The sequence below is a fragment of the Bradyrhizobium frederickii genome (assembly GCF_004570865.1).
GTDB classification, from domain to species: Bacteria; Pseudomonadota; Alphaproteobacteria; order Rhizobiales; family Xanthobacteraceae; genus Bradyrhizobium; species Bradyrhizobium frederickii.
The window spans coordinates 416,540-430,903 of record NZ_SPQS01000003.1 but is presented as its reverse complement, the minus strand read 5'-3'; the positions used below and the strand labels follow the sequence as shown (position 1 = coordinate 430,903).

Sequence of the window (14,364 nt, the reverse complement as noted above, 5' to 3'; positions counted from 1 at the left end):
AGCGGCCGCCCCCATGCTGCGACAGCAGCGATTCGCTGTCTGTGGCGATTATACCCGGAAAAATGAGCGGTCCCGGCACAAACGACAAGGGCGGAACCTGCGTCCCGCCCTTCTGCCTATCAGCTTGATCGCATTGCCTAAGTTGCCGGTTTGAGCACCGGGGTCCACTTCGCGATCTCGTTCTTGACGAGGGTGGCCAGCGCCTCCGGCGTCCGCTCTGCGGCCGTGGGAATGACGCTGCCGAGCTCGAGCAGGCGCTTCTTCACGGTCTCGTCGTCGAGTGCCTTGCTGGCCGCAGCGTTCAGGCTGGCCACGATCGCCGCCGAAGTTCCCTTGGGCGCGAACATCGCATTCCAGGCCTGGGCCTGGAATTTCGGCAGGCCGGCTTCCGCCGTGGTCGGCACGTTCGGCAGCGACGGATTGCGCTGCGGTGTTGCGATCGCATAGGCCTTGATGGTGCCGGCGTTGATCTGCGGCACGGCGTTGACGATCTGGTCGCACATGTAGTCGACCTGCCCCCCCACCAGCGCGTTCATCGCAGGTCCGGTGCCGCTGAAGGGCACGCTGACCGGCTTGACGTCGAGGATCGAGTGCAGGAGCTCGCACGAGACGTGCGAGACCGAGCCGACGCCGGCATGCGCCGCGTTCACCTTCTCGGCGTTGGCCTTCACGTAGGTCACGAACTCGTTCAGGTCCTTGGGCGGGAAATCCTTGCGCGCCAGGATCAGGATCGGCGTGCCTGCGAGCAGCGCGATCGGCTCGAAATCCTTCTCGGGATGATAGGCGAGCTTCGGATAGAGCGGCACCGAGGCGGCGTGCGTGCCCATGTGCCCGGTGATCAGCGTATAGCCGTCATTGGCCGCGCGCGCGGCGCGCGTGGTCGCGGTGGTGCCGCCGGCGCCGACCACGTTCTCGATGATGACGCTCTGTCCGAGCGTCTGCGCCATGTGTCCGGTGACGATGCGCGCGACGACGTCGGTCGGACCGCCTGCCGCAAACGGCACGATCATGGTGATGCTGCGTGTCGGGTAGGTCTGAGCCTTCGCCGGCGCGGTGAAGATGCACAGCGATGCAAGCGCTACGGCACATGCGCCCGAAGTGAGCGTGCGAATGGAAGTCATATCGTTTCCCCCGGGACAAGATGCCGGCCACAAGGGCCGGCATTTTCATTTCACGAAGCCGTCACACAAGTCGATTCGACTTCCGAATGCGGCGTGCCGACGCAGGCGGTGGTCAATTCTCGGATTCGGTGAACACCTCGTCGCGCTTCGATCGGAGCGACGGCAGCACGGTGAGGACGAGGAGGCCGGCCGCGACCGCCAGCAGCACTGCCGACAACGGACGCGTCAGGAACACGCTCCAGTCGCCACGCGAGATCAGCAGCGCACGGCGCAGGTTCTCCTCCATCAACGGTCCCAGCACCATGCCGAGCAGCAGAGGTGCCGGCTCGAAATCGTGCTTGATCAGCCAGTAGCCGACGAGACCGAACACGCCGGCGAGGATGACGTCGACTGGCGCGTTGTTCACCGAATAGATCCCGATCGCGCAGAAGATCACGATCGAGGGGAACATCAGCCGGTAGGGCACGCGCAGCAGCCGCACCCAGATTCCGACCAGCGGCAGGTTGATGATGATCAGCATCAGATTGCCGATCCACATCGAGGCGATCATGCCCCAGACGAGGTCCGGCTGCTTCTGCATCACCTGCGGGCCCGGCACGATGCCGTGGATGGTCATCGCGCCCACCATCAGCGCCATCACCGCGTTCGGCGGGATGCCGAGCGTGAGCAGCGGAATGAAGGAGGTCTGCGCGGCGGCGTTGTTGGCGCTCTCCGGCCCCGCCACGCCCTCGATCGCGCCGCGGCCAAACCGCGACGGGTCCCTGGCGAGCTTCTTTTCGAGCGTATAGGCGCCGAATGATGCAATCGTCGCACCGCCGCCGGGCAGGATGCCGAGGATCGAGCCGAGCACGGTGCCGCGCAGAATCGCGGGCGTCGAGTCGATCAGATCCTTCTTCGTCGGCATCAGGCCGGTGATCTTCTGCTGCACGAGGTCGCGGCTCATCTCGGCGCCGGCGTCGAGATTGCGGATGATCTCCGCAAAGCCGAATACGCCCATCGCCACCGTCGCAAAGCCGAGGCCGTCGGCGAGTTCCGGAATGTTGAAGGCCATGCGGGAGGCGCCGGTTTCGATGTCCGAGCCGACCATCGACAACAACAGGCCGAACACGATCATCGCGATCGCCTTCAGCACCGAGCCCTTGGCCAGCACGACCGCAAAGATCAGGCCGAGCACCATCAGCGAGAAATACTCCGCCGGACCGAACGCCAGCGCCAGCTTGGTCAGGGGCGCCCCGAGCACGGCGATGAGCACGGTCGCGACGCAGCCGGCGAAGAACGAGCCGATCGCGGCGATCGCCAGCGCCGGGCCAGCGCGGCCCTGCCTCGCCATCTGGTGGCCGTCGATGGCGGTGACAACGGACGTCGCCTCCCCGGGTATGTTGACCAGGATCGACGTGGTCGAGCCGCCATATTGGGCGCCGTAATAGATGCCGGCGAGCATGATCAAGGCGCCGACCGGCGGCAGTCCGAAGGTGATCGGCAGCAGCATCGCGACCGTCGCGATGGTGCCGATGCCCGGGAGCACTCCGACCAGCGTGCCGACGAGGGCGCCGATCAGGCACATCAGCAGGTTGATCGGGGAGAGTGCGACGGCAAAACCGTGAGCGAGGTTGGCAAAGATATCCATCACAGCCTCACTGGATCAGGAAACGCGGAAGCATCGGCATCGGCAGGCCGAGCACGTAGGGAAACAGGATCGCGCAACCCAGCGTCAGGCAGGCACCGACGATGACCGCTTCACGCCAGCGCGTCTCCTGCGAGCCCGTCGCCGCGATCATGAAGCTGATGAAGGCCGTGACCACGACGCCGAGCGGCCGGATCGCCAGCGCGAAGAACAGGATCGCGGCCACCACGAACAGCGGTCCTCGCCAGGAATAATGGGCCATCGCCGGCCCATCGGTCAGAAGACCGGTCAGGGCGATGGCCGCGGACAAGGCAACCAGCAGTCCGCTGAACATGCGCGGCGCGGTGCCGGCGCCGAAGGAGAAGCCCCGCATGCCCTGCAGATCGCTTCCCGCCCACAGCGCGAACAGAGCAACCGCCATCAGGACGACGCCGCCGACATAGTCCTGCGCCGACCGTACCGTCATGAACAGCGTGAGGATCGCCACGACCAGCAGCGGATAGGTATAGATCAGGGCCAGCAGCACTTCGGACGACATCTTCTTGGTGCCGCCGCCGAACGATCCGAAGATCGCACTGGGCGCGCCAGCGAGCAACGCGGTCACGTGGCTGGTGAGCACCGTCCCCGGGCCGCGGCCGGCCCCCCAGCCGAAGATCGTCCCGATCGACCAGATCAATTCGAAGATCTGCGGCGCAATCGCCAGCAGACAGAAGCCGAGCGCCAACCGGGTATTTCGGGTGGCCGTCGCTGAGTGGCCCATCGTGTCGGCCATGCATGTCTCCTCCGCGACCCGTAAGTCACGAGCACTGTTGTTCTAAATCGGCTGGAACTGGATCCCCCGCCCGGATCATTGCCTAGCGATTTTCATTACACAATGCCAGCAAAACCCAACAGCCTGCCGGCAAGCAACAGCCACAGGGGATCGATGCGCGAGATCGATGCGATCAGCGCAACCATTGCGGTCAGACGCAGTGCAGCAATTGTGCGATCGGTCGACTGGGCTAGGATCAGGGCGCTCGCCGCCATCAATCCGATCGAGAGCGGAACCAGTGCAGCCTGAATCAAGCCGGGCCAGCGCGATTGGCCGGGCCGATCCAGGAGCCGGCTGACATAATAGGCAAGCAGCGCCGTCGGCAGGCACATCGCCAGCGTCGCCGCCAGCGCGCCGGGGATGCCGGCAACGGCATAGCCGATTAACGTCACGATAAGCACGTTCGGACCTGGCGAGAGCTGCGCGATCGCATAGGCATCGGTGAACTGCTTGTCGGTCATCCAGTGATTCACCTCGACCGCGATGCGATGCATCTCGGGCACCGCCGCAGCGGCGCCGCCGACCGCGAACAGCGACATCAGTCCAAAGATGGCGATCAGCGCCCAGATCGGGCTTTCGGCGTTCATGCTGCTACTTTCCGTCGCAGGATATAAGCGGCGCCGATGCTCACGGGGATCGCGACCAGCAGCACCGCCTGAAGCGGCAGGCGAAGCAGGCCGATGGCGAGGAACACACCGAGCATCAGGATCAGCGCGAGAGGGTCCGTCCGCTTTAGCAGCGGCGTCATCATGCGGAAGACCACCGCGATCAGGAGACCGACGGCCGCGCAGGAGATGCCGGCCAGGCTGCGGCGCAACACGTCGAGGTCGCCCCGCCGAAACCGGCCAGCGACATCCTGGCGAAGGCCAGAAACAGTTCCAGCAGGCCGGGCGGAGCAACGCTCGCCGCCGGATGATCCGGCAGTCGATCCGATTGGTGGCCGGCCGGTGCTGAATCCTCGGACATCTCAGAAGCTTAGACCGCCGGCGCCGACGCGGCCAAGATCAGGCCCGCCTCGGTGCGGAACCTATCCAAAGAGAACCTTGGGAGAGGCGCGCAAAACCCCTGTTTTTCGAAACCCTTGCGCCCTATATTGGGGGTGCCGGTTCGCCGGCTATGGAAATAAACGGTCGTCGCAATAAACCATTCGGACCCGGGGGCGGTACCCGGCGCCTCCACCAAAGCCCACCAACCGACTATCCGGAAGCGGGCTTTGGCGGGGGCGAAATAGGATCGACGAGGGCGTAAAGGGCGTACTTTTTCCCGGTATTGTTCCGCCGTTATCGGGCTACTGCAATAGTTGCCAACGACAACTTTGCTCCGGTTGCTCAGGCTGCGTAACGCAGTTTGAAAGACCATCTTAAAGTCCTAACGGGTTAAGCTCCGTTAGGCGGGGTTCGGAGGCACCTGGCAACAGAAGCCTCCACTTGCCTTTCTTTCTTCTCCGGCGGGGGACTCCTGCTGGCCCGTCGGGCGCGATATTGTTGCGGCTTGGCGAGTCGAGTCGGTAGGGTCCGGCTTCGGGGACGCAACAGGACCACCATGGCGACCGATCATATCCGATACGATGTGCTGGCCCGCGACGCGCTGCGCGGCGTGCTGCGGAAGGTGCTGACCGATGCCGCTGCCCATGGCCTGCCCGGCGAGCACCATTTCTTCATCACCTTCGTGTCGAAGGCCGAGGGCGTGAAGCTGTCGCCACGGCTGCTCGCGCAATATCCGGAAGAGATGACGATCATCCTGCAGCACCAGTTCTGGGATCTGACCGTGCTCGAGGACCGCTTCGAGGTCGGCCTGTCCTTCGGCGGCATTCCGGAGCGGCTGGTGGTGCCGTTCAGCGCCATCAAGAGCTTCCTCGATCCGTCCGTGAAGTTCGGCCTCCAGTTCGACACCTCCGATGTCGCCGAGGTCGCGCCGGAGACTTTGCCGGCGGCCCCCGCCCCATCGGCCGTATCGGTGCCCGCCGCCGCCACTGAAAAGGCGGAGACCGCGGAAGAGCCGACCCCGCCGAGCCAGGGCGGCGCCGAGGTGGTGCGGCTCGATCGTTTCCGCAAGAAATGACCTAGGTTGGCCTTGAAGCCGTCGCGGGCGGCCAAACTGCCTATATAGAAGAGCACATGAAGAGGCCGCGCGGCGTTTCGCGCGGCGGAATGGATGTGCTCATGGCCAAAGCTTCCCGCTCGAAGACCGCTCCTCCCGCGACCCGCACCGAGACCGACAGTTTCGGTCCCATCGAGGTCCCGGCCGATCGCTATTGGGGCGCGCAGACCGAACGTTCGCGCCAGAATTTTCGCATCGGAACGGATCGGATGCCGATCGCGCTCGTGCACGCGCTCGGCATCGTCAAGCTCGGCGCCGCGCAGTCCAATCTCGAGCTCGGCCTGCTCGACCAGCGCCGCGCCGGTGCCATCATCCGCGCCGCGCGCGAGGTGATCGAGGGCAAGCTGGACGATCATTTTCCGCTCGTCGTGTGGCAGACCGGCTCCGGCACGCAGACCAACATGAACCTCAACGAGGTCATCGCCAACCGCGCCAACGAGCTGCTCGGCGGCGAGCTCGGCGCCAAGAAGCCGGTGCATCCCAACGACCACGTCAACATGAGCCAGTCGTCGAACGATTCGTTTCCGACCGCGATGCACATCGCGGCCGCAAGCCGCATCAATGCCGATCTCATCCCCGCGCTCACCGAGCTGCTGCGCGCGCTGCGCAAGAAGGAGAAGGCGTTTGCGAAGATCGTCAAGATCGGCCGCACCCACACCCAGGATGCGACGCCCCTGACGCTCGGCCAGGAGTTTTCCGGCTATGCCGCGCAGGTCGAAAGCGGCATCGCCCGGCTCAAGTCCGCGGTGAAGGAGCTTTATCCGTTGGCGCAGGGCGGCACCGCCGTCGGCACCGGTCTCAATTCGAAGCCGCGCTTTGCAAAACTGTTCGCAAGACACGTCGCCGGGATCACGAAGCTCCCCTTCACCAGCGCCGCCAACAAGTTCGAGGCGCTGGCCTCGAACGATGCCTATGTGCTGGCACATGGCGCCATCAATTCGGTCGCGACCGGCCTGTTCAAGATCGCCAACGACATCCGCCTGCTCGGATCCGGCCCGCGCTCAGGGCTGGGCGAGCTGATCCTGCCGGAGAACGAGCCGGGCTCGTCGATCATGCCGGGCAAGGTCAACCCGACGCAGTGCGAGGCGATGACCATGGTGTGCTGCCAGGTGTTCGGCAATCACACCGCGATCACGGTGGCCGGCAGCCAGGGCCATTTCGAGCTCAACGTCTACAAGCCGGTGCTGGCCTACAACATGCTGCACTCGATCCGCCTGCTGGCGGATGCGGCGCGATCCTTCACCGAGCATTGCGTCAGCGGCATCCGTGCCGACGAGAAGCGCATCAACGAGCTGATGCAGCGCTCGCTGATGCTGGTGACGGCGCTGGCCCCGAAGATCGGCTACGACAACGCCGCCAAGGTGGCCAAGACGGCCCATGCCAACGGCACCACGTTGAAGGAGGAGGCGCTGCGGCTCGGCTTCGTCGCGGACGACGAGTTCGATCGCCTGGTGCGCCCCGAGAAGATGACCAGCCCGGGATAAATTCCGAATTCCGATAGCCATCCGTAATGATACGGACCCCCCTGCGTCCAGAAATGTGCGGCTTTGGGGGCGGGATTTGATTACCGTCAATGTTCTGGCGGGACGGCGTGCTACGCAGCCCTTCCGCCCCTCGACGGGGGCCAAATTCATCCTTTGATGGCCCAAGGGGCTGATTGACGAGGACGAGCTAATGGCGATCAAGTCTTGTAGGGCGCAACGCGGCACCCTGTTTCTGAATGTTTCATCCCTCCTGACGAGGATCGGATGATGGAGACACGGCATGGGGAACGTCATCAACCTGAATCGTTTCAGGAAGCGCGCCGAGCGGGAAGCCTCGGCGAAGCAGGCGGACGCCAACCGGTCGAAGTTCGGCCGCACGAAGGCGGAACGGTCGGCGGAGGAGACGCGCGCGGACAAGGCGAAGGCGCACCTGGACCGGCATCAGATCGATCGCGAGGAGCAGCCATGAAGTCGCCCGTCGTGAAACGGTCGATCGTCGTCGCCGGGCACAAGACCAGCGTCAGCCTGGAAGAGGCGTTCTGGAACGGCATGAAGGAGATCTCCGGCCTGCGCAACATGACGTTGTCCGAGCTGGTCGGCGAGATCGACAACAACCGCCAGCAGGGCAATCTGTCGTCGGCGATCCGCCTGTTCGTCCTGGACTACTTCAAGAGCCGGGCGATGGCCGCCCAGCCGGACAAGGTCCCGGCCCAATAGCCAGCCCTCGGGGGCGCCTTTGAGGGCGCCCCGCCATCCGCACTCTTTAAAATCACTCTAAGGTGCGGTTTCAGCGAGCACCCGCGCTTGACCTCAATGCCTTGCGTTGAAAATACAGGGCATGACCGACACCAATGACACGCGCCCGCACATGCCGCTGGGTCTGGCCCAGCGCGGCTATACCGGCGTTATCCAGCACCTGTCCGCTCGCGAGGCGGGCTCCGCGCTCTCGGACATCGAGCTCGAGAGCCGCCTGATCGAGCTCGGCTTCGTCGAGGGCGCCCGGGTCGAGGTCCTGCACGAGGGGCTGGTCGGCCGCGATCCGATTGCGGTGCGGGTCGACAGCATCACGATCGCGGTCCGCCGCCGCGAGGCCATGGCGGTCATCGTCGCCTAGACCGCGACCGGACGCCTCATCCCGAGTCTCTTGCCAAGCCGTTTGCCAGGCCTTGATCACATGGAATTACCCCTGCTGCATCTCGCCCTGGTCGGCACGCCAAACAGCGGCAAGACGTCGCTGTTCAACGCCCTGACCGGCAGCCGGCAGAAGGTCGCGAACTATCCCGGCGTCACCGTCGAGCGCAAGGAAGGTTTCTTCGTCACCCCCTTGGGGCGCCAGGTGTCGGTGGTCGACCTGCCCGGCACCTACTCGCTGCGCGGCCGCAGCCCGGACGAGGAAATCACCCGCGACTTCGTGCTCGGCAAGGCCTCCGGCGAGACCGTGCCTGATCTCGTGCTGTGCGTGGCCGATTCGACCAATCTGCGGCTGACCATCCGCCTGCTGCTCGAGCTCAAGCGCACCGGACGGCCGATGGTCCTCGTGCTCAACATGTTCGACATCGCGGCCCGCCGCGGCATCACCGTCGACGTCGAGCGGCTCGCCAAGGAGCTCGGCCTGCCCGTGGTCACCTCGATCGCGGTGCGCAGGGGCGGCACGGCCAACCTCTTGAAGCTGACCGACGAGATCTCGGCAAAGCTCGCCGCCGAGGCTGAGGCGAGCAGCTGGCGCGCGCTCAGCGTCTCCGAATTGCGCGCGACCCAGCGCGAGGCCGACCGCATCATTGCCGACTGCGTCAGCCTGCCTGCCAGGCCCGACACCTGGACCGCGCGGATCGACGCGGTCGTGCTGCATCCCGTCGGCGGTCTCGTCGTGCTGACGCTGATCCTGTTCGTGATGTTCCAGGCGGTGTTCGCCTGGGCGCAACCGGCAATGGACCTGCTCAAGTCCGGCTTCGACGCGCTCGGCGAGCTGGTGCAGGCCACCCTGCCCGACGGCCTGTTGCAGAGCTTCCTGCAGAACGGCGTGATCTCGGGCGTCGGCAGCGTCATCGTGTTCCTGCCGCAGATCATCCTCATCTTCCTGTTCATCCTGCTGCTGGAAGATTTCGGCTACATGGCGCGCGCCGCCTTCCTGATGGACCGCATCATGGGCGGCGCCGGCCTGCACGGCCGCGCCTTCATTCCGCTGTTGTCGAGCTTTGCCTGCGCCATCCCCGGCATCATGGCGACGCGCGTCATCGACAACAAGCGCGACCGGCTGACCACGATCCTGATCGCGCCGCTGATGACCTGCTCGGCGCGCATTCCGGTCTACACGCTGATCATCTCCGCCTTCATTCCGGCGAAGGACGTCTGGGGCTTCATCAATCTGCAGGGCCTCGTGATGTTCGGCCTCTACGCCGCCGGCATCGCCAGCGCGCTCGTCGTCTCGTTCCTGATCAAGTTCTTCATGCTGCGCGACTTTGCGCCGGCGCCATTCATGCTGGAGCTGCCGGACTACAAGATGCCGCGGCTGAAATCGATCGCGATCGGTATCTACACCCGCGCCAAGATGTTCCTGGTGCGCGCCGGCACCACCATCTTCTCGATGATGGTGCTGATCTGGTTCCTGGCCTCGTTCCCGCAGCCGCCTGCGGGCGCCACCGAGCCCGCGATCGAGTTCAGCCTGGCTGCGATGATCGGCAAGGCGCTCGAGCCGCTGCTCGCGCCCGTCGGCTTCAACTGGCAGATCGCGGTCGCGCTGATCCCGGGCATGGCGGCGCGCGAAGTCGCGGTCGCAGCCCTCGGCACCGTCTACGCGATCGAAGGCGGCAAGGAAGCGGCCGAGCAGATCGGCCAGGTGCTGGCGACGAAATGGTCGCTCGCCACCGCATTGTCGATGCTGGCCTGGTACATCTTCGCCCCGCAATGCGCATCCACGCTGGCCGTGATCCGGCGCGAGACCGGCAGCTGGGCCTGGATGGCCGTGACCTTCACCTACATGCTGGTGCTGGCCTATGCCGCGAGCCTTTTGACGTACAACGTCGCCGTCGCGCTGGGGGCGGGCTAGCGCCCTCTCGAACTCAAGAACGCGAAAACAACCCCATGCACAGTAGACGGGGTCTGTGAAATCAATGGCTTGAGTTGGGCGCGAAAATCATCTGACCGAAACTCCGCCCCGGTTGTTCCGTCGGGCAAAACAGGGGCATGATGTCGTCATCGGCCCGCAGCGACAGCGGCATGAACGACGACACGCCACCGAAGCGGCAATCTGCTCCATGAACCAATTCAGCACCGAGCGACTGACCGCCGAGAGGCTGAACGAAAGCCACCTCGCCGACCTCGTCGCGCTGCATCTCGATCCCGATGTCGCCCGCTATATCGGCGGCGTCCGTTCGGCGGAGACGACGAAGGCTTATCTCGACGTCAACATAGCGCATTGGACCAGCATGGCTTCGGCCTCTGGGCGCTGCACACGAAAGACGGCGCATTCGCCGGGCGGGCCGGTCTCCGGCACATCATGGTGGGCGACATCGACGAGATCGAGATTGCCTACGCGTTCACGCGCAGCCTCTGGGGCCGGGGATTTGCGGCCGAAGCCGCGACCGCGATGACACGCATCGGCCTGTCCGAGCTCGCCCTGCCATCCCTCATCGGCATCGTGAACATCGCAAACGGCGCATCGCGCCGCGTGCTGGAGAAATCGAATTACCTGCTCGAGCGGAGCACGAACCGTCATGGCAAGGACGTGGTGATTTACCGCATCCGCCGCTGAACGTTGCAATGACGGGATGGGAGCACGCCGACCGGAGTGACTGTGTTCAATCTTGAACAGACAGAACTGTAGCGGTCGGCACCTGCTCACAGCCGGCAGGCGAGCCCCGGCGGCCGGGAACCGGGGCGCTGCTGAAGAGTTCCTCGTACGGACCTCCTGGGGTCCCGGTCCCGGCCTCTCGACGCCTGGGCCTCGCGCTCTTCCGACATATGCTGAGGGGGTTCAATGACTGATCCATCAGGGGCTGCTTCGGCCAGTGCCCTCAAGGATTTGCCGAGAATTTCAACAGGCAGTGACGGTCTGGACGACATCCTGGGCGGCGGCTTGGACCCCAACCGGATGTATCTTTACGAGGGACGTCCGGGCACCGGCAAGACCACGATCGCGCTGCAATTCCTTCTCCGGGGCGCGCGCGAGGGTGAACGCGTGCTCTACATCTCGCTCTCCGAGACCAGGCGCGAGCTGAACCTGGTTGCCCATCGGCACGGCTGGTCGCTTGATGGCGTCGACATCTTCGAGCTGGTCCCACCTGAGACGACGCTCGATCCCGACCGCGAGCTCACGGTCTTCCATCCTGCCGAGATGGAGCTCAGCGAAACGACCGGCCTGATCTTCAGGGAGGTCGAGCGGATCAATCCCAGCCGCGTCGTGCTCGACAGCCTGTCCGAGCTGCGCCTGCTGGCTCAGAACCCGCTGCGCTACCGGCGCCAGGTGCTGGCCTTGAAGCACTTCTTCACCAACCGCAATTGCACCGTCGTGCTGCTCGACGATCTGTCCTCCTCCCAGGACGACCTGCAGCTGCATTCGATCGCACATGGCGTCGTCATGCTCGAGCAACTCGCGATCGACTACGGCGCGGAACGGCGCCGGCTTCGCGTGATCAAGATGCGCGGCATTCGATTCCGCGGCGGATACCACGATTTCACGATCTCGCAAGGCGGCTTGCGGATCTTCCCCCGGCTCGTCGCGGCCGAACATCACAAGGCGTTTCCCGGCGATTTCGTGTCCAGCGGCAACGCCGAGCTCGATCAGCTGCTGGGAGGCGGGCTCGAGCGCGGCACCAACGCGCTTCTCCTCGGATCCGCCGGTGTCGGCAAGTCGTCGGTTGCGCTGACCTATGCCATCGCGGCGGCCGCGCGCGGCGAGCACGCAGTCTTCTTCGCCTTCGATGAAGGCCGCGGCACGGTGGAAGCACGGGCCCGGACGCTCGGTCTGCCCCTGGAGAAACATCTCAATACCGGGGCAATCCGGTTTCAACAGGTCGACCCGGCCGAATTGTCGCCCGGTGAGTTTGCGGCGACGCTGCGTCGGAGCGTCGAGGTCGAGAATGCCCGCCTTGTCGTCATCGACAGCCTGAACGGTTACCTGAACGCGATGCCGGACGAGCGCTTTCTCATCCTGCAGATGCACGAACTCCTCAGCTATCTGGCACAGCAGGGCGTGCTTACGATCCTGATCCTCGCTCAGCACGGTCTCGTCGGCCCGATGGATACACCGCTCGACATCAGCTATTTGAGCGATGCGGTGGTGATGCTGCGCTATTTCGAGTTCGGCGGCACGGTGCGACGCGCGCTCTCCGTCGTCAAGAAGCGCAGCGGCAATCACGAGCACAGCATCCGCGAGTTCCGGCTCGGCAGCACGGGGATCAGGCTCGGTCCGCCGCTCCAGGAATTCAGCGGCATTTTTTCCGGCAATCCTCATTACACCGGCACGGCGTTGCCTGAAGGACCGGCCGAATGAGCGCCGAACGGGACAACCGTGTTCTGATTTTCGCCCCGATCGGCCGCGACGGACCGGCATCGGCGGAGCTCTTTCGCGGCGCGAGCCTGGAGGCGATCAATTGCCGAAGCCTGCCCGAACTCGTCACCGAGATGACGGCTGGCGTCGGAGCGGTTTTTCTGGCCGAGGAGGGATTGTTCGGCAAAGACACGGCGCCGCTCGCGCAATGGATCGCGAGCCAGCCGCCATGGTCCGACCTCCCCTTCGTCGTCCTCACCAGCCATCGGGAGCAGCCGGCCGTCGTCGCATGGAGACGCAGCATCGTCGAGCTCCTGCGCAACGTTTCGCTGCTGGAGCGGCCGGTTCAGCCGATCACGCTGACCAGTGCGATTCAATCGGCGATCCGCGCCCGGCGGCGTCAATATGAGATCCGGGCTCTGCTCGAGGCCCGCGAGCAGACGGCGCAGGAGCTCGAGAAACTGGTCGTTGAGCGGACACGCGAATTGAAAGAAGCCAACGAGCAGCTTCGCCTCGAAATGAACGAACGCACGCGCGTCGAGGAAACGCTTCGCCAGGCTCAGAAGATCGAAGCGATCGGCCAGCTTACCGGCGGCGTCGCGCACGACTTCAACAATCTGCTGATGGTGATTTCCGGCGGCCTCGACATGCTCGACCGCCAGACAGATTCAAGCCGGCGCCGGCGGCTGATGGACGGCATGATCCAGGCCGCGCAGCGCGGCGCCAGCCTGACGAGGCAGCTCCTCGCATTCTCGCGCCGGCAGAAGCTTCGGCCGGAGCCCGTCGACGTCGCTGCACAGATCGGCGGCATGCGGGAGCTGCTCGATCGCAGCCTGAGGGGCGACGTCCACGTCGAATTCGATTTCCCGGACTCGCTATGGCCGGTCGAGGTCGATCCCGGGGAGCTCGAGCTGGTCATCCTCAACCTCGCCGTCAACGCCCGCGACGCCATGCCCAACGGCGGGACGATCGTCGTGCGCGGGGAAAATCTGGCCAGTCTGAACGACGATCAGATTTCGGGCGACTATGTCCGCCTGTCCGTCGTCGACACCGGTGTCGGAATGGCTCCGGAGATCCTGTCCCGCGTATTCGAGCCGTTCTTCACGACCAAGGACGTCGGCAAGGGTTCGGGGCTCGGGCTCGCGCAGGTCCATGGATTCGCCACGCAGTCACGGGGCACGGTCCGAATCCAATCGGAGGTCGGCCGCGGCACCAGCATCGAACTGTACCTGCCGCGATCGTTCGACGTTCCTTCGAAAGAGCGGCATCTCATCGACCTCACTCGCATACGGCCGAAGAAGAACAATCATGGCCGCATCCTCCTGGTCGAAGACGACGACGAGGTCGCTGCTCTGGTCGGCGAGATGCTCGGCCAGCTCGGTTACGAAGTCACGCGCGCCGCGAGCGCCGCGGCGGCGCTCGGCGCCTTGGCCGATGGTCGCTCCGTCGACCTGATCTTTTCGGACATCATGATGCCTGGCGGCATGAACGGGGTCGAGCTCGCACGGGAAATCAAGAAGCGGCGAAGTGACATCCCGGTGCTGCTGACCAGCGGATACGCCGAAGCCTCGGTCCATGAAGCGCAGAGGGCGGGTATCCAGATCCTGGCGAAACCTTACCACATCGACGAGCTGGCCGCGGCGCTGAGCACGGCAAAGTCGAATCTTCGGCTCAATACAGAGTCCCAGCGCTCTGGTTCCTGGTGACGCTAGCCCTGATCGGGCTGTGTTCCGCCG

14 protein-coding genes, 1 other RNA gene and 1 pseudogene are annotated in these 14,364 nt (G+C 64.8%); 10 read left to right on the top strand and 6 right to left on the bottom strand.

Annotation, left to right across the window (positions count from 1 at the left end; all coding sequences use genetic code 11):
• Positions 1-137 precede the first annotated feature (137 nt).
• From E4K64_RS07550 to E4K64_RS41860, 5 genes are all read right to left on the bottom strand, one after another.
• The gene (locus E4K64_RS07550; RefSeq protein WP_135162946.1) at positions 138-1,121 is read right to left on the bottom strand and encodes a tripartite tricarboxylate transporter substrate binding protein BugD; all 984 of its coding nucleotides are present in this window, start codon (positions 1,119-1,121) and stop codon (positions 138-140) included.
• A 112-nt stretch (positions 1,122-1,233) separates the two neighbouring features.
• A complete protein-coding gene (locus E4K64_RS07545; RefSeq protein ID WP_167771864.1) occupies positions 1,234-2,748 on the bottom strand; it encodes a tripartite tricarboxylate transporter permease in 1,515 nt (504 codons plus the stop codon).
• A gap of 7 nt (positions 2,749-2,755) precedes the next feature.
• Complete coding sequence (locus tag E4K64_RS07540) at positions 2,756-3,517, bottom strand: tripartite tricarboxylate transporter TctB family protein (protein ID WP_135162944.1); 762 nt, start codon at positions 3,515-3,517, stop codon at positions 2,756-2,758.
• Positions 3,518-3,612: 95 nt separating this feature from the next.
• The gene (locus E4K64_RS07535) at positions 3,613-4,143 is read right to left on the bottom strand and encodes a chromate transporter (RefSeq protein ID WP_135162943.1); all 531 of its coding nucleotides are present in this window, start codon (positions 4,141-4,143) and stop codon (positions 3,613-3,615) included.
• A complete protein-coding gene (locus tag E4K64_RS41860) occupies positions 4,140-4,376 on the bottom strand; it encodes a hypothetical protein (protein WP_430642479.1) in 237 nt (78 codons plus the stop codon). Before E4K64_RS41860 ends, E4K64_RS07535 begins: the two co-directional genes overlap by 4 nt.
• Before the next feature lie 242 nt (positions 4,377-4,618).
• On the opposite strand from E4K64_RS41860, the gene ssrA reads away from it, so the two are divergent.
• The 7 genes from ssrA to feoB all read left to right on the top strand — a co-directional run bounded on the left by ssrA (position 4,619) and on the right by feoB (position 10,186).
• Positions 4,619-4,984, top strand: a transfer-messenger RNA (tmRNA) gene (gene ssrA / locus E4K64_RS07525).
• A 114-nt stretch (positions 4,985-5,098) separates the two neighbouring features.
• Positions 5,099-5,617: an SspB family protein gene (locus tag E4K64_RS07520; protein WP_135162942.1), complete on the top strand. Its 519-nt coding sequence runs from the start codon at positions 5,099-5,101 to the stop codon at positions 5,615-5,617.
• Positions 5,618-5,706: 89 nt separating this feature from the next.
• Positions 5,707-7,140 (top strand): class II fumarate hydratase, encoded by a 1,434-nt coding sequence (gene fumC, locus E4K64_RS07515; protein ID WP_135162999.1) that lies wholly within the window; start codon positions 5,707-5,709, stop codon positions 7,138-7,140.
• A gap of 280 nt (positions 7,141-7,420) precedes the next feature.
• Positions 7,421-7,609 (top strand): DUF4169 family protein, encoded by a 189-nt coding sequence (locus E4K64_RS07510; RefSeq protein WP_135162941.1) that lies wholly within the window; start codon positions 7,421-7,423, stop codon positions 7,607-7,609.
• Positions 7,606-7,857, top strand: a complete 252-nt coding sequence (locus E4K64_RS07505; protein WP_025038043.1) for a ribbon-helix-helix domain-containing protein — start codon at positions 7,606-7,608, stop codon at positions 7,855-7,857. Before E4K64_RS07510 ends, E4K64_RS07505 begins: the two co-directional genes overlap by 4 nt.
• A 121-nt stretch (positions 7,858-7,978) precedes the next feature.
• Positions 7,979-8,254, top strand: coding sequence for a FeoA family protein (locus E4K64_RS07500; protein WP_135162940.1), 276 nt, complete (start codon positions 7,979-7,981; stop codon positions 8,252-8,254).
• A 60-nt stretch (positions 8,255-8,314) separates the two neighbouring features.
• On the top strand, positions 8,315-10,186 hold the full coding sequence (feoB, locus tag E4K64_RS07495) for a ferrous iron transporter B (RefSeq protein WP_135162939.1): 1,872 nt from the start codon (positions 8,315-8,317) through the stop codon (positions 10,184-10,186).
• Between the two features lie 61 nt (positions 10,187-10,247).
• Here the strand turns inward: feoB and E4K64_RS41085 are convergent, their stop codons facing one another.
• Positions 10,248-10,556, bottom strand: coding sequence for a hypothetical protein (locus tag E4K64_RS41085; protein ID WP_235884573.1), 309 nt, complete (start codon positions 10,554-10,556; stop codon positions 10,248-10,250).
• On the opposite strand from E4K64_RS41085, the pseudogene E4K64_RS07490 reads away from it, so the two are divergent.
• The 3 genes and pseudogenes from E4K64_RS07490 (at position 10,467) to E4K64_RS07480 (ending at position 14,334) form a co-directional block, all read left to right on the top strand.
• Positions 10,467-10,891, top strand: a pseudogene (locus E4K64_RS07490) (GNAT family N-acetyltransferase). The gene E4K64_RS41085 and the pseudogene E4K64_RS07490 overlap by 90 nt on opposite strands.
• A gap of 225 nt (positions 10,892-11,116) precedes the next feature.
• Entirely contained in the window at positions 11,117-12,631 is a 1,515-nt protein-coding gene (locus E4K64_RS07485) for an ATPase domain-containing protein (protein ID WP_135162938.1), read from the top strand.
• Entirely contained in the window at positions 12,628-14,334 is a 1,707-nt protein-coding gene (locus E4K64_RS07480; protein WP_135162937.1) for an ATP-binding protein, read from the top strand. Before E4K64_RS07485 ends, E4K64_RS07480 begins: the two co-directional genes overlap by 4 nt.
• Positions 14,335-14,364: the final 30 nt, after the last annotated feature.

Excerpts from the sequence above, each read along its gene's own strand:
- E4K64_RS07520 (WP_135162942.1), top strand. The coding sequence starts at position 5,099 with ATGGCGACCGATCATATCCGATACGATGTGCTGGCCCGCGACGCGCTG.
- E4K64_RS07550 (WP_135162946.1), bottom strand. The coding sequence starts at position 1,121 with ATGACTTCCATTCGCACGCTCACTTCGGGCGCATGTGCCGTAGCGCTT.
- E4K64_RS07535 (WP_135162943.1), bottom strand. The coding sequence starts at position 4,143 with ATGAACGCCGAAAGCCCGATCTGGGCGCTGATCGCCATCTTTGGACTG.
- E4K64_RS07545 (WP_167771864.1), bottom strand. The coding sequence starts at position 2,748 with ATGGATATCTTTGCCAACCTCGCTCACGGTTTTGCCGTCGCACTCTCC.
- E4K64_RS07505 (WP_025038043.1), top strand. The coding sequence starts at position 7,606 with ATGAAGTCGCCCGTCGTGAAACGGTCGATCGTCGTCGCCGGGCACAAG.
- E4K64_RS07480 (WP_135162937.1), top strand. The coding sequence starts at position 12,628 with ATGAGCGCCGAACGGGACAACCGTGTTCTGATTTTCGCCCCGATCGGC.
- E4K64_RS07510 (WP_135162941.1), top strand. The coding sequence starts at position 7,421 with ATGGGGAACGTCATCAACCTGAATCGTTTCAGGAAGCGCGCCGAGCGG.
- feoB (WP_135162939.1), top strand. The coding sequence starts at position 8,315 with ATGGAATTACCCCTGCTGCATCTCGCCCTGGTCGGCACGCCAAACAGC.
- E4K64_RS07500 (WP_135162940.1), top strand. The coding sequence starts at position 7,979 with ATGACCGACACCAATGACACGCGCCCGCACATGCCGCTGGGTCTGGCC.
- E4K64_RS07540 (WP_135162944.1), bottom strand. The coding sequence starts at position 3,517 with ATGGCCGACACGATGGGCCACTCAGCGACGGCCACCCGAAATACCCGG.
- E4K64_RS07485 (WP_135162938.1), top strand. The coding sequence starts at position 11,117 with ATGACTGATCCATCAGGGGCTGCTTCGGCCAGTGCCCTCAAGGATTTG.
- fumC (WP_135162999.1), top strand. The coding sequence starts at position 5,707 with ATGGATGTGCTCATGGCCAAAGCTTCCCGCTCGAAGACCGCTCCTCCC.
- E4K64_RS41085 (WP_235884573.1), bottom strand. The coding sequence starts at position 10,556 with ATGCGCTATGTTGACGTCGAGATAAGCCTTCGTCGTCTCCGCCGAACG.